The organism is Nocardiopsis oceani, from assembly GCF_054777395.1.
Genome location: NZ_BAAHAR010000009.1, coordinates 35,366 through 50,570, shown reverse-complemented (window position 1 = coordinate 50,570; position 15,205 = coordinate 35,366). Strand labels below are relative to the sequence as shown.

The window sequence follows — 15,205 nt, the reverse complement described above, 5'->3', positions numbered from 1 at the left end:
AGGGGTTGAGTGCACTCGGCGAGGGCCGGCGGGGTTGGGAGACCCGTACTCACAGCGGCTTGCTATGCCGCACCGGACGCCTGTTGTCCCCGGACCGGGGGTGCCCCCCACCATCTTGCGTTCGCACTGGTCAAAGCATCGGTGTCAACGAGCGGCGGCGCGCGGACGGCGACTGACGCACACGAATCGTGTCCGTTCGTCTGGTCGCGATCGTGACGACGAACGATCATTCGTTGCTGATCATTAGTCGATGAGTCCTGCATGCTTCTCGGTCGCTCGTGTCCTGATTGGCTGCTGTGCTCGTGCGGCGATCGCTTGCAGTGCTGTGCGCTTCTTGTGGTGGTAGCGGCACAGCGTGCGGAGGTTGTCGAGGCTGTGGTCGTCGCGGTCTCCGATGTGGTCGGCGTCGGTGCCGGGCTCGGGACAGCGCTGCCCCTCGTCCTCCCATGTGCACTGGTGGTCGTCGCGGTCGAGGGTCTGGGCTCGGAGGGTCTTCCACCCCCGGGGTAGTGGGGTGCGGCGTCGGGACGTGGGGTTGGGCCTGTGGGGCATGGGTCCTCCCGGGGGCCTGGTGGGGCGGGGGTCGGCCGGGCGGGCCGTCCGGTGCGGGTGGCCCCTCGGGGGCGGGGTGGACAAGGGGCCTTACAGAAGGGGGCCTTGAAAAAGGGGGCCGGTTCAGGGTTCGGCGCGCTCGGCGAGGATCGAGGCCATGCCGAGCCAGGAGTCGGCGAGGTCGCCGAAGAGCTTTGCCTTGGCCAGGTCCGTCTCGCCTTCGGCCCACTCCAGGATCCGGGCAGCTTGATGCAGGGCGTGGCCGAGGGTGGGTTCAGCGGTGGCGGGCTCGTCCATGGTTCTCCCTTGCACGGAGGCGGGGGTAGGTGTGTCCGCCCTCGACGCCGAGGACCCCCCAGCCATGCGGCGGAGGGCGGACACGTTCAGGGGCCGGGTTAGGGGTCCGGCCAGTTCATGAGGTCGACGACGGCCGATACTGCCTGTTGGGGCATGACGCCGTTCCCGAGTAGGTGCCGTTGAGCTGTGGCGGATAGACCGGGCACATTAGTGACCCATCCGTCGGGTAGGCCCATGACCCATTCGAGGAACCGGGAAGACACGCGCGGAGATCCGCGCGGGCCGATCTCGGCGGGGAATGGGGCCGGCCGTTCGGTCACGTGCTCCCAGCGTCGGATCGCCGGGGCGAACCGCCCCCAAGCGGAGGTATCAAGCCGTCGCGTACCGCCTGGTCGATGATCGTGCGGACTTGGTGGCAGGGTCTGACTTGGTGTCCTCGGCGACGCTGTTCCGTCTCGTCGACGCCCCACCCGTCGTCGGTCGCACAGGGTGTCGCGAGCAACGATGAAGACGCGGGGGCGCTGGTGGGGCGCGCCACAGTCGGAGGCGCGCAGAACCCGCCATCGTGCCAGAAACCCATCGCGGGCCAGACCGTGAATGACTGCTCGCATGGCTTCGCCTTCGCTTGCGCGGAGGAGGCCGCGGACGTTCTCGAACACGAGCAGTTCGGGGCGTCGGGGCAGTCGCCGCACGCCGTCGAGGATGTCATGGAACAACCACCTGTCGTCGGAAGTGCCTCGGCGTCGTCCTGCCAGCGATACGGGCTGACAGGGGAAGCCGGCGGTCACGATGTCGACCGGCGGTAGCTCCTTCCAGCGGATCGCGTTCAGGTCCCCGAGGTTGGGCACGTTGGGGTATTGGTATGCGAGCACCGCGGCGGGGCCTCGGGCGGGGTCTGCGACCCATTCGAGACGGGCGCCGAAGACTTCTTCAACACCGAGGTCGAGTCCGCCGTATCCGGTGCACAGGCTTCCGAGACGTGGTGGTGGGTGTGGCTGTTTAGGCACGAGGGCCTTTCACTCGACACGGGGACCGTGAGAGCGAGGGGTGCCTGGTCGTCGTCCCCGAACGTGCGACGCCAGGTGGTTTCGCGGGGTTCGGGGAAGCGCTGAACACGAAAAAACCCGGGGCCTCGAGGGCTCTCCGGGTTTTGGGTACAAGTGTTCTACGGCCCTTCGAGTGTGACACGGCCTCTCGCATCCGCGCAACCCGCACCCCCGAGGCTGCAACAGGGCCGCCTCAGAGGAGAGCCACGAAAATCTCCGGTGAGATAGGTCAGATACCTGTCACGCGCGCTCGCCCACCCGGCGCGTCATGGCGGCGGGCTGGACTTTTAAACCGCCCCTGGTCACCGAGAGTCGCCGCGCGCCGCGCGGGTTCGGTCGACGATGAGCCATCCCTCGATCAGCTCGTACCACTGCGCCGGACGACTCGCCGAGTTCGCTCGCCGCTTGCATTCGTCGGCGTCGACGTCGAGTCGCATCACGCGAACTCCAGGCACCGCGTCGGCGTCGGCGTGCCTCGTCGTCACGATCCACACGTGCCGGGCGGGATGGGAGCGGGCGAGCCGACGAATGAGCGCGTCGCGTGCTTCGTTCGCGAAAGCCACGATGTGTCGGCTGTGCCCGTGTGTGGCTGGCGGTGTGGCCTCGGTCGAGGGTGGCCGGACCCGGGGACCTCGGTGTGAGGGGGGTCTGTTCAGGGTGGGGGGTCGTACAGAGGTAGGGGGTTGGTGGGGTGGGGGTCAGGGCTTGGGCGAGGGCATCGAGGTCAACGACGATGTCCCGTGCTGGGCCGGCGAGGGTGTGTGCGGTGCTGGTCTTGCCTGAACAGGGAGGGCCGAGGACGGTCACGGTGTCGTGCCCTGGGGCGTTCAGGGTTTCGGTGGCGGTCTTGCGGTCGTGGCGCCGGCGGCTCATGGCTTGGCAGTTGGTGCGGTCGAAAGCCAGCCGTTCATCGCCGCGGTGTGGGGTGATGTGGTCGGCGGGGCGCCGCATCCGCACGCGCAGAACGGGTTCCTCGGGCAGCACGCGGTCGCGCAGCTTCGCCCACCGGGGGTCGTTGTAGATCCACTTCCACTGAGAGTGGTGCGCGGCGTTGGTGCCCTGTCAGCAGGTGCGGCACCGGCCCGGGACGTCGACGAGGGTTCGGCATAAGGCGTTCGTGCAACGCGACGGCGGACGTCAAAACACTGAGCAGCCCCCTCGATCAACGATCTCTTCGCAAGAGAAACCAGCGCGAGAGGCGCCTGGAACTTTAGGGGCTGGTGATTAGTCCACCTGTTCGGCGACGGCGCGCGCGACCTTCTCAGCAAGCAAAGGGGGGACACAATTCCCAACCTGAGCTTGCACGGCGCTGCGGTTGCCTTCGAACTGGAAGTCATCCGGGAAAGTGAACAATCGCTTGATTTCTGGAACCCGGAGGCGCCTATTCTCCCAATGAAACGGTCCGATGTACGGCCCCGGCTGAGCCTGGATGGTCGGGGATGGGCGATCGGGGTCCAGCTTCAGTAGAAATGACCAGTATTTAGACCGCCACTTGAACTGCGGATCCTTATGGCCCCGCTTCTCCGTATAATGGAGGTAGTTCTGGCCAGGTGGAATCTCAGGAAGTAGGTGTCCGTACTTTCCGGCGACTACTTCACCAGGCTCAGGTTCTGCCACGAGGTTTTGGAGAGCCTGACCCGTCGTCACGTGAGGCTGCTCCACGGTCCCGGTTGAGCGCCGCTCCCACTTCCCCCCGTGGGTAGGCTCCGGGTGCTGCGGAACTTCCTCTCCCTTTGGAACGCCAATCACGAAAAGCCTCGGTCGAGCTTGGGGGACGCCATAGTCCGCGGCGTTCAAGACCTTCGTTGAGTAGCTGTAACCAGCCTCGTCAATCTCCCTGAGCAAACGCTCGTAAGCAGGACGCGACGCCTTATTGTTAAAAGTAAGCGCATAAACGTTTTCCAGAATAAATGCGCGTGGTTTCGCCTCGCGAAGAACGCGAGTGTAAGACTGTAGGAGGGAGGCACCCTCGTCGAGCCCTTTTCGCTTGTATTCTAGCCAGAAGCCAGACTTTGAGAAAGGCGTGCAAGGGGGGCCGCCAACTAGAAGATCGGGCCGCTCATTTTCCTTGAGTCCAGCCGCACTCAGAAGGTCCTTGGTTGAAATATCAAGAATGCTCTTCTGGATCACTTCGGATTGCAGGTGGGAGAAGTTCTTCTCCATCGTGGCCGCAGCTTCCGCGTTGTGCTCGACGGCAGCATGCACCTCGTAGCCAGCGGCTTCGACGCCGAGGTCCAGACCGCCAGCTCCGGAGAACAGTGAGATTGCGATGCCATGTCTTGTCACAGTGACCAGAGTGCCATACGCAGCTGACATCGCGAAACGAGACGTAGCAGAGACATGTGGTCAGTGAGGGACCGCACACCCAGATCAACCGCGTGTGTTCAGGTGTGCGAGCCTGGTCGCCATCACGTCGGGGACGACCACGGAGTACGGAAGAACATGGCGCAAGGTAGCGGCAAGAAGGTCCTGCGCGTTGACCCAGAGCAGGCACGGAAGAGGTTTCTAGAGGCGCTCGCTCTGGCGCGAGAGGACGGAGGTTTGCCTAGCGACTGGATCGAACGTGTCCGAAAGGTCGGGCAGGGTGGAAGCGCGACCAACACTCCTCTGCTCGGTACAGCTCTTTTGGCCAAGGCCACCAACAAGGACGTCAACGCCCTCGCTCTTCAGACCAAAGTCCACCGAGGATACTCAGCCCGCGGCGTTGCTAAAAACGTTCTGGTGCCCATATGCGTTGAGCACGAGATCGATCTGCGGACAACCGGAGCCGAACCGCTCAATAACCAACCTTTCTTCGCGAAGACCCAGGTCGTCAAGGAGCTGATCCCAGAGAGCAAGCAATCAGCCCGGGCGGAACTTGAATATCTGATCGATTGCCTCGAAGCTGCGGATTACCTTGAAGGAGAGAGCGCAGTTCACGCGCTCGCCGCTTTTCTTAGGGTGCGGATCGAAGACGGAAACACGGCGACCGTTCTTAGGCTCGAATCTGCGACCCTACCGCTCCCTGAACTCAGTGCGCTTACTAAAGACTTCATCAACGTCAATCGCGAGGGTGGCCGGCGAGGTCAGGCGCTTGTCGCTGCGTGCCTCGATCTTGTGCATCCTGAGATGGTGTACGCGGATTCGATTAATGATCCAAGTCGAAAGGTACCGGGTGATGTGACTCTCGAGGTTGTCACTCGCGAAGTTGAATCGCCACAAGAAAGTCCGCTTGGAACAGGATTCGATGAGTCGGCGTCCGTCGAGTCCAGGATCGTTGTGCTTAGTGCCGAGGCTAAACAGAAATCAGTCACCCAGAGCGAGATTCTCCAGTTTGTCGAACGTTTGGCGTCGGCAAGTATCGGCAAGGGTCTATACGTTGCTGTGGAGCCGAACCAAGAGGATCTTGGCGCGTACTCGCTAGCCAAAAAGGCCCAAGAGCGTAACGGAGTACTCCTGGATGTTATTACGGACCCTGAACAGTTGCTAGTGAGCGCTTTCCAGTGGTCGCCGCTGACTCTTGAAGAATGCCTAAAGTCGTTCCCGCAACTTCTTGTGCAGCGCCTAAAGGATTTCCACTGTGGCAGGGACAGTCAACAGGAGTGGGCAAAAATGCTCTCAGATGCAGTCGCCCAGGAAAAAGACAGATGAGTTACTAGGTTAGAGCGTCCGCAGGAGTGCGGGGTGTCGCGTGAGTTGATCACGTTCAGGTCCCCGAAGTTGGGCACATCGGGATACTGAGCGGGCAGCAGTCCGCGTTCTTCTTAGTAGCGCAAGGTCGTAGCGGTTACGCCGGAGCGTTCCGCCAGTTCAGAGACGCGCATCAGGGTCATGAGCACAAGCTAAGCCTTCGAGTCGACTCGAAGGTCAAGGCAACGTTCCAGCTGGCAGCCCGAGGCATAGTCGCCTCGGGCTGTAGCCTGTTCCTCAGCCCGCGAGTCGTGCCTTGTCCGCCATCAGAAGTTGACGGATATCACTGACGCGGTAGTGCGGCCGGTCGGCGTCGGGGTCGACGGGGTCGAGTCGGCCACGTCGCCGCCACTGGCGCACCCGGGCGGCCGAGATGTCCGCGCCCAAGAGCAGCGAGGCGGCGCGCGCGACGTCGACGGCGGGCAGGACGGCCTCGGTCAGACGCTGTAGTGCGTCGTAGCGCCATTCGGCGGAGTCCACCACCCCGTCACACCCATCCCGGCGACACCGGGCCTCGCGGACGGTCTCGCGCCCGTAAAGGGCTTGTCCGCAATCGGGGCACAAGCCCAACAGGGCCGATGCCGACGAGTCGCCCGGGTCGTGCACCTGGTCACGTGCGGCTTCGACCGCGGCGGTCACCTCGTCGACCAATGCGCCGCCGTCTGGCCGGTGCCGGGCCTCCTCGACCCGGTCGGCGAGGAAGGCGGCCGCGGCTTCGGCGTCGTCGAGGCCGGCGGGGGCGCCGAGCACGTCGCCCCACACCACGCGCGCCCAGGTGGACAGGGTCGAGGCGAGCGCGTCGGCCACGATCGAGGCGGAGACGTCGAAGGGCAACGGCACCTCGGAGCTTCGCCCGCCGACCCTGCCGCCTCGGCGCCCTTGCCGGGTCAGCTCGGTCTCAAGCTCGCCCATGACGTCGCCGACGTCGCCCAACGCGATGGAGAGCCGGTGCGCGCACATGCTGCACACGTGCGCGTCGGCCACGATCGTGTCGCAGTCGGGAACCGTGCAGATTCCCCCGGTCGCCCCGATGCTCATCTACGGGAACTCCTCGCTCGGTTGGTCGGGCAGGGTCAGGCGGGTTCAGAACGGCGGTTCGTTGGTGAACGAGGAGCCGGAGCCCCACGGGTCGCCCTGGGGCGGGGTCGAGACGCTGGGGGCGTCGTTGCGGCGCGGGGGCCGGACCGGGCGGCCGATCTCGTACACGCGCATCTCGGGGCCGGACCGCTTCTCGCCCTCGCTGGTTTCCCACTCCGTGGTCCGGAGCTTGCCGCGCACGGTCACCTCGTCGCCCTTGCCCAGACCGGCCTCGGCGACGGCTTCGGCGGTGCGGTCGAACGCGCTCGCGCGGATGAAGAACCGGTCAGCGTCGACCCACTCGCCGCGGTCGTCCTTCTTCGACGAGTTGGCGGCCAGGCGCATGTTCACGACCGGGGTTCCGCTCGGTAGGGCGCGCATGTCGGGGTCGGCGACGAGCCGGAACGTGTGGTGAATGCTCGGAAGCGGCATGTCGGGTCACTCCTTGGGGTTGATCAGGCGGGCGAACGCGGTCGGCTGACGGCGGTCTTCGGTCTGGCGGTCTTGGGTCTCCTGCTGCCACTGGGCGCGCAGGGCGGCAAGCTGGTCGACGACCTCGGCGGGACGCTCCTCGGTGCTGCTCGGGGCCACGTCGGTGCCGTCGGGACGCGCGAGGGCCTCGGCGACGGTGCGCGCGGGCGCGGCTGGGATGTGCCGGTCGGGGTCGCGGTCGACGGCGCTTCGGACGTAGGCGGCCGGGTCCTTGGCAGTGCGGCCCGACAGGACCGAACGGGCCACGGCTCGGGCGTGGTCGGCGGTGATGGTCCGGTGCGTGTGCTGACGGAGGGCGACCATCGCGGCGAACGCCGCGGGGTCGTCGTCGAGTTCTCTCAACTCCTCGTCGTCATCCGTCGCGGCATTAGCCACAGGCGGAGCCGGACGCTCCGCGCGCACGTGGGGATGATGAGGGATGTATGAGGGATGAAGGGATGGGTCATCATCCTGGGTGATCACCTTTTGGGGGTCAGATGATGACCTTTCCGCGTTCGGTGATGACCTTTCGGGCTCAGATGATGACCTTTTCGGAGCCCCGGCGGGTGAAAGGTGATCATCATTGGTGATGACCTTTTCGGTGCCGCCCTCGCCTGAAAGGTCATCATCCTGGGTGATCACCTTTTCGGGCTCGTCCGCGCCTTCGCCGGGCCCCTCGTCGGAAAGGTCATCACCGGCGTCGGCCTTCTCAGCCGACAGGAGCGGCGGCATGAAGTACACCGTCGCCTTGCCCCGTCCGGCCTTGCTGACGACCGCGAGCAACCCGCGTTCGGTCAGCGCCCGGAGCGTCCGCGTCGCTGTCGGCCGTGACCGGCTGATGCGATGCGCGAGTTCGTCGAGCGGGTGAAACCCGGTGCGGGTCCGGTCATTCATCCGCTCGGCAACGGCAATGAGCGCGCGGTGCTGCACGTCCGGCAGCTCGCGGGGCGCGTGGTCGATCACCTCGACCATCAAGCGCACGCTCATAGGGTGTCCCTCGTTCTCTCTCGGGGCGGGGCGACCCCTGCACGGGGCCGCCCCGGGGTGAAGGCGGGTTACTGCGGTCGGCCGATCGCGGCACGATGTGCGGCGGCGTCCTGTTCGGTGACCGGCTCGGGCCACTGGGTCGCCCAAGCAACGAGGTCGCCCATCGGTTGGTCGTCGGGGACGGCCGCGGCGAGGACCAGCGCGAGCGCGTACAGCCGCTTCTGTTCGTGTTCGCCGACCGTCCGCCGGTGCAGGACCTTGCGCACTTCCCAGTAGTCGCGGCGCCGGACGGCCCCGACGAGGGCGAGCGCGTCGGGCATGGCGCGGTCGATCAGTTCGGCGTCGGTCATGGCTCCTCGCACAGCGGCCAGACGGCGAGCACGCGCGCGGCGGTGAAGCCCTGTCCGAGGGTCTTGTGTGCGTTGTCGGCGAGCATGGCGGCGGCGCGGCGTGCCTCTTCCTCGCCCGGGTGGCCGGGCGCGAGGGCGAGCCATTTCATGAGCTGGTTGACGGCGATCGCCTCGGACTCGTTCACTGGTCATCACCACCGATCAGCGCGGCGGCGTGCCGGATGTCGGCCTCGGCGTTGGCGCGGTCGGTGTCGCCGGTGATGGTGCCTTCGGTGGTGCGTTTGCTCCACAGGGCGCGGTGCGCACGCCGCACGTGGTGCTCGTCGTCTCCGGTGGCGATCTCCATCAGAACCGGCCGGATCTTGACCACGTGTGCCACTTCGTCGTCGGAGTCGCCGCGCTCGGCGTGCTCGACCACGGACAGTTCAACCAGGGCGACCACTCGGGTCCCGAGGGCGGCGGCCAACAGCTCGTCTGCGTGCGGTTCGAGGGCCTTTGTGATGGGTGCGTTCAGCTTGGGGTCGATCTTGATTTCCGTCATGGCGGTGTTGCTCCTCGGGGTTCAGTGGGCGAGCATGGCGGCGTGAGGCCAGTCGACGCCGGACAGGGCGCGGCGCTGGGCGTCGGTGGCGCCGGGCTCCTCGGCGAGCCAGGCGGCGCCGAGGCTGGCCAAGGCGAGCGCGTCGGCCTCGTCGTTGCTGCGGATCACCGCGTTTGGGTACCGGTCGCACATGGCGTCGATGACGTCCTGTTTGCTGGCGTGGCCGTGGCCGGCCGCCCACAACTTCACCGACGAGGGCGAGGCGACGGCGACGGGGATGCGAGCCGCCTCGACGGCGTCGCGCACCATCCACCACAGGCCGCCGCGCTCGTGTGCCGAACCGTGGCGGGACCCGTAGGACGGCCCCTCGATCACGACCAAGTCGTACTCACCGAGCAGCGAGCCGACCTTGGCGACGATGTAGCGCAGCCGGTCGAGACCCTTCATGGTCCGGTCGGGCGAGCCGGGGGCGTCGGGGCGGATGCGTGTGCACCATCCGAGCGAGGAGGCGACGCCGGTCGAAGTCAGCGACAAGTCGGCACCGAGGGCGCGAGGGCGAAGGCTGGTCATGCGGGGATCTCTTCCTGGATCGGCTGGGGGACGGGCAGCAGCGGCCACTCGGGGCGCACGACGGCGGCCTTGTTGTCCTTGCGGCGTAGATAGCGCTGAAGGCTCGCGGCCTGTTCGGCACGCCACTCGCGTTGCATGTCGTGCAGCTCGTCCGGGTCGCGCCGGGCCAAGGCCGGCCACTTCGCGGCGAGTCGGTAGCCGACGCGGGCGGCGGCCAAGGTGTCGGCGGCCGACCCGTGCGCGTCGTCCTCGGACAGCTCGACCCCGTAGTGCTTCGCGACCGCCGTAAGCTTGCGCGAGCCCTTCCGGAAGGGGTCGGTGTACTTGTCGATCACGAACGGGTCGACGACCGGCCGGATGCTGGCGAGGCGTTCGGCGAGGTCATCGTGTCCGTGGCGCACGCACTCGCGGTGCAGCAACGTGATGTCGTAGGCGGCGTTGAACGCGACCACCACGTGTCCCTCGGCGGACCAGTGGGCGAGGTCGGCGGCGATCGCGAGGACGGCTGCCCGCGCGCCTTGTCCCTTCTCGCGGGCGTACTCGGTGGTGATCCCGTGGATCGCCGACGCTTCCTCGGGGATCGGGACACCGGGGTTCACGAGCCACCCGCAGTGGCGTTTGAACCCCTCGGCGGGCCGGATCACCCAGCGGGACGCGCTGACGATCCGGTCGGCCTCGACGTCCACGCCTGTGGTTTCCAGGTCGAACGCAGCCATGGGGCGCAGGTGCCAGTTCATCGCCCACCCCACAGGGTCAGGACGTGGTCGAGCCCGGACGAGGTCGCGTAGGCGACCGGGTAGGCCACCCTGCGGCTGTTCTCGGTACGGACCGTGAAGTGCCCCGAGGACTGCCACGCGCGGCGGGGCATGTTGCGCGTCTTCGGCTCCCGCTGGCCCTTGGAGACCTGGCGCCGGAACAGCCCCTCGTCCACGAGCCAGTCGGTGAGGGTGGACACATGCACGTCGAGCATGTCGGCGATGGCGGTCATCCCGATCAGCCCGTCCGCGTCGAGCACCGCCTGGTACTTGGCGGCCTGGGGCTCCAGCTCGGCGACGCGGGCGTTCGATGCTTCGATCTCGCGCTGTTGGGCGGCGGCCAGCTCCAAGGCTTCGGCGAACGAGGACGGAACCGCCACCGAGTAGGAGCCGGTGCGGCGGAGCGCGGGCAGCACCTCGCCGGTGACCCATCGGCGGAACGGTTTCGCGGCCGGGCTGTCGGATCGCAGGATGACCGCGTACAGGCCGGCCTCGCTGATGATGGCGCGGTTCGGGTTGCCCCGGTTTCCATCCGTCAGGCGGATGGAAACCTTCTCGTCATCGTCCAGGCGGGCCAAGACGTTGCCGACGTTGGTGATCTCCAGGACGGCGCATACGTCGGTGGCGAAGAGCCAGGGGGCGCCGTCGATGGTGACGGTGCGGACCTGGGCGCCGCTGTCGGGGAAGGTGAACGGCGTCAGAGTCGTCATCGGCGCGCCTCCTCGCCGTGCTCGACGTGGACGTGGTCGGCCAGGGCGGCGCGCACCTCGACGAGAGTCGGGCACGGGTAGGGGTGTCCGTCCTCGGTGCAGTGGTCGGAGTCGGGGAACTTCGGGTGCAGCGCTTCGATGCGGTCCAGGGCGGTCACGGGGACACCTCCTCGGCGGTGGTCGGAGCGAGGCACGGGGAGCATCCGGCGGTGCGGCAGTAGGAGCCGCCGCGGGTGCAGCAGCACCCGGCGCACACGCACCCGGCGGGCGCGTCGTCCGGCGGCGGAGTAGGCCGGGGGAGAGGTCGAGCCATCAGAACGGCACCTCCTCGGCGGAGCCCTCTCCGGGCGCGGTGACCTTGCCGGCCTTGACGTCGGCGAGGAACGCGGCCAGCTCCTCGCCGGTGGCGTTGTCGGGCAGCTCGCCGCCGTGGTTGGCGGCGTAGGCGTCGACGAGTTCGGTCGTCGATCCGGACCAGGCCGAGACACACCGCATCCACAGCTCGTCGACGTCCTGGCCGTCGTCGACCGGCGCAGGGGCCACGGCCGGGGGTTCCTCGGTGGCCTGGTCGAGGGCGGAGGCGCGGCCCTTCATGTACTCCGACAGCTCCTGTGTCATTGCGCCGTCGGCGACGCAGGCCCGGTACAGCTCGCGAACCCGGTCGGCGGTGGTGGCGGCCTCGACCTCGCCGCGCCAGTCGCGGGCGGGGGCTTCGATCTCGGGCGCCGGTGCCGCCTCGACGGCCGAGGGGTGTTCGCCCTCGACGGCAGAGGACGCCCCGGACAGGACCTGTCCGGCAGTCGCGCCGCGCAGCTCGACGACGGTCACCGGGAACTGCTTGGTCTTCCCTCCGGCGACGCGGGTACGGGGTTCGATCCGGAGCCGGACCGGGATCATGGCGGAGGTGCCGAGCTGCCCCTTGAGAAGGTCGACCGCTGCGGAGATCTCGTTCGCCGCGTAGTAGGAATGGGTCTCCATGCGCCACACGCCCACGTCGGGCAGGTCCGGCAGGATCACGCCGAGCCGGGTCGTCATCTGGCACGCGCCGTCCCGGACGGACACGGTCGCGTGGAAGTCCTCGCCCCACTGGGCGCGGCAGAGACACGGCGAGTCCGACAACAGCTCGGTCTCGCCGTCGCACCGGCGCGCGCAGCCGCCCCGGGACCAGGACTCGTAGTACTGCGACAACGGGTCGCCTGGCGGAAGGATCGCGTCGACGGCCGCGGCCTCGGTGATCACGCGGTACTGCTCGGCGCCCGCCCCTTGCGGATTCCACTTCTCGACGGTGCCGCCCCACATGCCGACGGCCGCCTCGCAGTACTCGGCCGAGTGGGACGTGACGATCCACGTCGCCGAGCGGACCGGGCGCGGCCGCTTGCCGCTGGTGTCGGTGTAGCCGGAGCGCAGCCGACCCAGCTCGCGGGCCTGGCGCTGCAAGGTGATGATGCGGGACCCCATGTCAGGCCGCCTTCCGTCGGGTCGTGTACTTCCAGGGGTTCACGGGCTTGCACGCCTTCAGGTCGAGGTCGTGCAGGTAGTACGAGGCATCGACCAGCGCACGGAACGCGGCGTGTGCGGCCTCGTCGGCGGGGGCAGGGATGAGCCCGTACCGGTCGGTGCGCAGGTTCAAGATCGCCGCACCCGCGAACGGCGGCACCTCGTGCTCGGAGTCGTCGGGCGCCAGGGCGACCTCTGCGTACCGGAGCCCGGCGAGCTGCAACACGTGGTCGCGGTAGAACGCCGACGGGGGCTTGGTCTGCGAGGTCTTGATGTCGATCAGCCACAGCCCCGGCGCCATCCCGTGGAACTCCGAGCGCAGCCACAGCCACACGTCGGCGGTGCCTGCGTAGCGGGCCGTCCGGTGCAGCACGGTGACCTCGACGGCCTCGACCTCCTCGGCCAGGTTCACCCCGGCGTCGTCGAGGAACCGGCGGTACTGGTTGATGAAGGGCTCGGCGTCCTCGTCGGGCTCGGCGGGACGGCCGAGAGCGTGCGCCTCGGCCTGGATGTGCACGCGGGTCCCGATGCCTGCACGGGCTTCCCACACGTTGCGGTGTTCGGCCTTGGCCGCCTTCAGGAACGCCTCGCGGTCGCCCGGCGTGCGGCTCGCACGGACGGCGGCCGGAAGCTGGTCCATGACGTACTCGGCGGTGACCTTCGCCGCGGCCGGAGCCAGGGCGGGCTTCGACAACGCGTTGAGCGCGTTGGTCACCGAGATGAGCAACTCACCCGACTTCGGGTCGACGTAGTACCGGCCGTTGTCGGTGTCGCGGGAGTGACGGGGGTCAGCCACGGGGCACCTCCCCGCGCACGGCCCGAAGGATGTCGTCGGTGCCGCCGGTGGCGCGGTCGAGGGCGGCGTTGGTCTCCTCCGCCTCGCGTCGGGCCTGGTCCCGTTCGGCGCGCACCTCGGCCAGCTCGCGCAGTGTCCTGCGCAGGGCGGCGCGCAGGCGGATGATGTAGCGGCCCGCCGTGTAGTGCAGGCCCGCCAGCGCCACGACGAGGGTGAAGGCCAGGACGGCGGAGATGATGGCGTCCAGCTCGCTCATGCCGCCCCCTCGGACTCGGAGTCTTCGCGGTCCTGGAGGTCGGCGGCGTACTGCTTGATGTCACCGACCCATGCGCCCAGGGCCACGCCGAGCGAGGCGCATAGGGTGCGCGCGTCGTCGGCGGTGAGGTCGTCGGCCAGGCAGAGCCGGATGTTGGTGTCCGCCACCGTGAGGTCGACGGCGGGCGTGTGGTCGTCGGGGGTTCCGGCGACGACGGCGGGAAAGGGGCGCCGGTCACACAGGGCGGTGCTGTGTGCGTCGAGCGTGACGATCACGGTGTGCGTAGGATTGTGGTTCACGAGAGTCCTGTTCTGGGTCTCTTGCGGTGAGCCCTCGGTGTCTTGGCGGATGCGGGGGCTCTCCGTTTTCGGGGCGGCCTTAGCGCGTCTACGCAGCGCAGGCCCGGCGAGCCAAGCGCTTGGCGTAGTCCTCCAACGAGGTCTCGGGCACGCGCGTCTTCGAGCGGCGGGCGCCGGGGCGCGAGATGTCGATGACGGCCAGTTCTCCGCGGGCGATCAGGTCGTAGACGTGGGTGCGCCCGCACCGGAGCCTCTCGGCGGTCTCGGGGACGGTGAGGAACTGCGTCATGCGGCCATCTCCTGCGCGTTCTCTGCGCTCTGGTGTGCGCAGGTGATGGCGGACATGGGCACGTCGAGTGCCGACGCGATCGACTTCACGAGCGGGGGCGAGGCGGCTTTGCCGCGGGCGCCGCGTTCGATCTCCCCGTAGTACTGAGGGCTGAGACCGGCCTTGGCGGCGAGTTGGGCTCTGGTCTGCCCGTCCTTCTCACGCAGGGCTCGGAGTGCGTACCGGTTGATCATGAGCCACACACTACGCAGCACTACGCACGCTGTGCAAGCTCACAATGAGGCACGTACGCAGCAGTTACGCACGCGAAATACGCACCCCGCGCGGAAGGACAGCCTGGATGTTCAGGAGGCCCGGTACGCACTACTGCGTATTTTTGCGTAGCAAGATAGATTGCAAATGCGTAGTACCGCGTGCACACTGAGAAGCTATGGAGACGCCAGAGAGCCGCCGCGCCGCCGGCGACCTCATCCACACCGCACGCCGCAAGGCGAAGATCAGCCAACGGGAACTGGCCCGAGTCGTCGACATCAGCGAGACATGGCTACGAGCCATGACCGCCGGCCTGCGGGGAGAAGAACCGCAGCGGGCCAGAGACGAAGTCTGGTCCCGTCTCGCCGAGGCAGTCGGAGCCGACAAGGAGAGGGTGTTTTCCACGCTCGGCCGAGAGGCCCCGACGCCCGACGAGGACGAGGAGGACCACCCGCCCGAGCCCTCCGGGAGGTTCGCGCAGGAGACGATCACCTGGCACGGGCGTCTTGTGGAGGTTGTACGAGATCTGGAGGCCGACACCGAGGGGATTCCCGACGAGGAGTCGAAGAAGATGATCGAGAGGGCGCTTGCGCAGGCCGAGGCGCAAGCAAAGCTCTACCTCGACATGGAGAGACGCCGTTGGGAGCGCGAGCAATCGAAGGGTGATGCCGACGACAAAACCTGAATCCCTAAAACCGTTCCGTCACCTTTTCCGCCCAATGGGCGCTACACGAGACCTCTATGTTCGAAACGTGGCGTTCGAACGTCAGTTCGAATTAACATGGCGTTCC

The 15,205-nt window shown here is 67.4% G+C and carries 23 protein-coding genes; 2 read left to right on the top strand and 21 right to left on the bottom strand.

Translation table 11 applies throughout. The features are described from left to right. Positions 1 to 243 precede the first annotated feature (243 nt). The 5 genes from ACYVDG_RS06725 to ACYVDG_RS06705 all read right to left on the bottom strand — a co-directional run bounded on the left by ACYVDG_RS06725 (position 244) and on the right by ACYVDG_RS06705 (position 4,211). Entirely contained in the window at positions 244 to 552 is a 309-nt protein-coding gene (locus tag ACYVDG_RS06725; protein ID WP_460747485.1) for an HNH endonuclease, read from the bottom strand. A 123-nt stretch (positions 553 to 675) separates the two neighbouring features. Next, on the bottom strand, positions 676 to 849 hold the full coding sequence (locus ACYVDG_RS06720) for a hypothetical protein (protein ID WP_460747484.1): 174 nt from the start codon (positions 847 to 849) through the stop codon (positions 676 to 678). Positions 850 to 947: 98 nt separating this feature from the next. Beyond that, positions 948 to 1,856, bottom strand: a complete 909-nt coding sequence (locus ACYVDG_RS06715; RefSeq protein ID WP_460747483.1) for a DNA cytosine methyltransferase — start codon at positions 1,854 to 1,856, stop codon at positions 948 to 950. A 341-nt stretch (positions 1,857 to 2,197) separates the two neighbouring features. Next, on the bottom strand, positions 2,198 to 2,458 hold the full coding sequence (locus ACYVDG_RS06710; protein ID WP_460747482.1) for a hypothetical protein: 261 nt from the start codon (positions 2,456 to 2,458) through the stop codon (positions 2,198 to 2,200). Positions 2,459 to 3,119: 661 nt separating this feature from the next. Next, positions 3,120 to 4,211 carry a DNA cytosine methyltransferase gene (locus ACYVDG_RS06705; RefSeq protein WP_460747481.1) on the bottom strand — a complete coding sequence of 364 codons (1,092 nt, stop codon included), beginning with the start codon at positions 4,209 to 4,211 and terminating at the stop codon, positions 3,120 to 3,122. A 126-nt stretch (positions 4,212 to 4,337) separates the two neighbouring features. On the opposite strand from ACYVDG_RS06705, the gene ACYVDG_RS06700 reads away from it, so the two are divergent. Beyond that, complete coding sequence (locus ACYVDG_RS06700; protein ID WP_460747480.1) at positions 4,338 to 5,525, top strand: restriction endonuclease, SacI family; 1,188 nt, start codon at positions 4,338 to 4,340, stop codon at positions 5,523 to 5,525. A gap of 276 nt (positions 5,526 to 5,801) precedes the next feature. Here ACYVDG_RS06700 and ACYVDG_RS06695 read toward each other — a convergent pair whose 3' ends face one another. From ACYVDG_RS06695 to ACYVDG_RS06620, 16 genes are all read right to left on the bottom strand, one after another. Next, a complete protein-coding gene (locus ACYVDG_RS06695; RefSeq protein WP_460747479.1) occupies positions 5,802 to 6,602 on the bottom strand; it encodes a hypothetical protein in 801 nt (266 codons plus the stop codon). A gap of 45 nt (positions 6,603 to 6,647) precedes the next feature. Continuing rightward, positions 6,648 to 7,073, bottom strand: a complete 426-nt coding sequence (locus ACYVDG_RS06690; protein ID WP_460747478.1) for a single-stranded DNA-binding protein — start codon at positions 7,071 to 7,073, stop codon at positions 6,648 to 6,650. A 6-nt stretch (positions 7,074 to 7,079) separates the two neighbouring features. After that, entirely contained in the window at positions 7,080 to 8,084 is a 1,005-nt protein-coding gene (locus ACYVDG_RS06685) for a hypothetical protein (protein ID WP_460747477.1), read from the bottom strand. Between the two features lie 83 nt (positions 8,085 to 8,167). Further along, complete coding sequence (locus ACYVDG_RS06680) at positions 8,168 to 8,449, bottom strand: hypothetical protein (protein WP_460747476.1); 282 nt, start codon at positions 8,447 to 8,449, stop codon at positions 8,168 to 8,170. Beyond that, the gene (locus ACYVDG_RS06675; protein WP_460747475.1) at positions 8,446 to 8,634 is read right to left on the bottom strand and encodes a hypothetical protein; all 189 of its coding nucleotides are present in this window, start codon (positions 8,632 to 8,634) and stop codon (positions 8,446 to 8,448) included. The genes ACYVDG_RS06680 and ACYVDG_RS06675 overlap by 4 nt, the downstream gene beginning before the upstream one ends. Further along, on the bottom strand, positions 8,631 to 8,990 hold the full coding sequence (locus tag ACYVDG_RS06670; RefSeq protein ID WP_460747474.1) for a hypothetical protein: 360 nt from the start codon (positions 8,988 to 8,990) through the stop codon (positions 8,631 to 8,633). Before ACYVDG_RS06670 ends, ACYVDG_RS06675 begins: the two co-directional genes overlap by 4 nt. Positions 8,991 to 9,011: 21 nt before the next feature. Further along, complete coding sequence (locus ACYVDG_RS06665; protein ID WP_460747473.1) at positions 9,012 to 9,560, bottom strand: hypothetical protein; 549 nt, start codon at positions 9,558 to 9,560, stop codon at positions 9,012 to 9,014. Further along, on the bottom strand, positions 9,557 to 10,297 hold the full coding sequence (locus ACYVDG_RS06660) for an exonuclease domain-containing protein (RefSeq protein WP_460747472.1): 741 nt from the start codon (positions 10,295 to 10,297) through the stop codon (positions 9,557 to 9,559). Before ACYVDG_RS06660 ends, ACYVDG_RS06665 begins: the two co-directional genes overlap by 4 nt. Further along, positions 10,294 to 11,025, bottom strand: coding sequence for a BRO family protein (locus ACYVDG_RS06655; RefSeq protein ID WP_460747470.1), 732 nt, complete (start codon positions 11,023 to 11,025; stop codon positions 10,294 to 10,296). The genes ACYVDG_RS06660 and ACYVDG_RS06655 overlap by 4 nt, the downstream gene beginning before the upstream one ends. Beyond that, on the bottom strand, positions 11,022 to 11,183 hold the full coding sequence (locus ACYVDG_RS06650) for a hypothetical protein (protein ID WP_460747469.1): 162 nt from the start codon (positions 11,181 to 11,183) through the stop codon (positions 11,022 to 11,024). Before ACYVDG_RS06650 ends, ACYVDG_RS06655 begins: the two co-directional genes overlap by 4 nt. A 154-nt stretch (positions 11,184 to 11,337) precedes the next feature. After that, on the bottom strand, positions 11,338 to 12,483 hold the full coding sequence (locus ACYVDG_RS06645) for a recombination directionality factor (RefSeq protein WP_460747468.1): 1,146 nt from the start codon (positions 12,481 to 12,483) through the stop codon (positions 11,338 to 11,340). Between the two features lies 1 nt (position 12,484). Beyond that, positions 12,485 to 13,318: a hypothetical protein gene (locus tag ACYVDG_RS06640; RefSeq protein WP_460747467.1), complete on the bottom strand. Its 834-nt coding sequence runs from the start codon at positions 13,316 to 13,318 to the stop codon at positions 12,485 to 12,487. Further along, positions 13,311 to 13,574 (bottom strand): hypothetical protein, encoded by a 264-nt coding sequence (locus ACYVDG_RS06635; RefSeq protein ID WP_460747465.1) that lies wholly within the window; start codon positions 13,572 to 13,574, stop codon positions 13,311 to 13,313. The genes ACYVDG_RS06640 and ACYVDG_RS06635 overlap by 8 nt, the downstream gene beginning before the upstream one ends. Beyond that, positions 13,571 to 13,873, bottom strand: a complete 303-nt coding sequence (locus tag ACYVDG_RS06630; RefSeq protein ID WP_460747464.1) for a hypothetical protein — start codon at positions 13,871 to 13,873, stop codon at positions 13,571 to 13,573. The genes ACYVDG_RS06635 and ACYVDG_RS06630 overlap by 4 nt, the downstream gene beginning before the upstream one ends. An 88-nt stretch (positions 13,874 to 13,961) precedes the next feature. Beyond that, positions 13,962 to 14,162, bottom strand: a complete 201-nt coding sequence (locus ACYVDG_RS06625) for a helix-turn-helix domain-containing protein (RefSeq protein ID WP_460747463.1) — start codon at positions 14,160 to 14,162, stop codon at positions 13,962 to 13,964. Continuing rightward, positions 14,159 to 14,395, bottom strand: a complete 237-nt coding sequence (locus ACYVDG_RS06620) for a helix-turn-helix transcriptional regulator (protein ID WP_460747461.1) — start codon at positions 14,393 to 14,395, stop codon at positions 14,159 to 14,161. Before ACYVDG_RS06620 ends, ACYVDG_RS06625 begins: the two co-directional genes overlap by 4 nt. Positions 14,396 to 14,592: 197 nt before the next feature. On the opposite strand from ACYVDG_RS06620, the gene ACYVDG_RS06615 reads away from it, so the two are divergent. Continuing rightward, complete coding sequence (locus ACYVDG_RS06615; RefSeq protein ID WP_460747460.1) at positions 14,593 to 15,099, top strand: helix-turn-helix domain-containing protein; 507 nt, start codon at positions 14,593 to 14,595, stop codon at positions 15,097 to 15,099. The last annotated feature ends 106 nt before the right edge of the window (positions 15,100 to 15,205 follow it).

Coding starts and splice junctions, on each gene's coding strand:
- ACYVDG_RS06615 (WP_460747460.1), top strand. CDS start 14,593: ATGGAGACGCCAGAGAGCCGCCGCGCCGCCGGCGACCTCATCCACACC.
- ACYVDG_RS06670 (WP_460747474.1), bottom strand. CDS start 8,990: ATGACGGAAATCAAGATCGACCCCAAGCTGAACGCACCCATCACAAAG.
- ACYVDG_RS06665 (WP_460747473.1), bottom strand. CDS start 9,560: ATGACCAGCCTTCGCCCTCGCGCCCTCGGTGCCGACTTGTCGCTGACT.
- ACYVDG_RS06695 (WP_460747479.1), bottom strand. CDS start 6,602: ATGAGCATCGGGGCGACCGGGGGAATCTGCACGGTTCCCGACTGCGAC.
- ACYVDG_RS06705 (WP_460747481.1), bottom strand. CDS start 4,211: ATGTCAGCTGCGTATGGCACTCTGGTCACTGTGACAAGACATGGCATC.
- ACYVDG_RS06655 (WP_460747470.1), bottom strand. CDS start 11,025: ATGACGACTCTGACGCCGTTCACCTTCCCCGACAGCGGCGCCCAGGTC.
- ACYVDG_RS06720 (WP_460747484.1), bottom strand. CDS start 849: ATGGACGAGCCCGCCACCGCTGAACCCACCCTCGGCCACGCCCTGCAT.
- ACYVDG_RS06635 (WP_460747465.1), bottom strand. CDS start 13,574: ATGAGCGAGCTGGACGCCATCATCTCCGCCGTCCTGGCCTTCACCCTC.
- ACYVDG_RS06645 (WP_460747468.1), bottom strand. CDS start 12,483: ATGGGGTCCCGCATCATCACCTTGCAGCGCCAGGCCCGCGAGCTGGGT.
- ACYVDG_RS06680 (WP_460747476.1), bottom strand. CDS start 8,449: ATGACCGACGCCGAACTGATCGACCGCGCCATGCCCGACGCGCTCGCC.
- ACYVDG_RS06725 (WP_460747485.1), bottom strand. CDS start 552: ATGCCCCACAGGCCCAACCCCACGTCCCGACGCCGCACCCCACTACCC.
- ACYVDG_RS06700 (WP_460747480.1), top strand. CDS start 4,338: ATGGCGCAAGGTAGCGGCAAGAAGGTCCTGCGCGTTGACCCAGAGCAG.
- ACYVDG_RS06625 (WP_460747463.1), bottom strand. CDS start 14,162: ATGACGCAGTTCCTCACCGTCCCCGAGACCGCCGAGAGGCTCCGGTGC.
- ACYVDG_RS06660 (WP_460747472.1), bottom strand. CDS start 10,297: ATGAACTGGCACCTGCGCCCCATGGCTGCGTTCGACCTGGAAACCACA.
- ACYVDG_RS06620 (WP_460747461.1), bottom strand. CDS start 14,395: ATGATCAACCGGTACGCACTCCGAGCCCTGCGTGAGAAGGACGGGCAG.
- ACYVDG_RS06685 (WP_460747477.1), bottom strand. CDS start 8,084: ATGGTCGAGGTGATCGACCACGCGCCCCGCGAGCTGCCGGACGTGCAG.
- ACYVDG_RS06690 (WP_460747478.1), bottom strand. CDS start 7,073: ATGCCGCTTCCGAGCATTCACCACACGTTCCGGCTCGTCGCCGACCCC.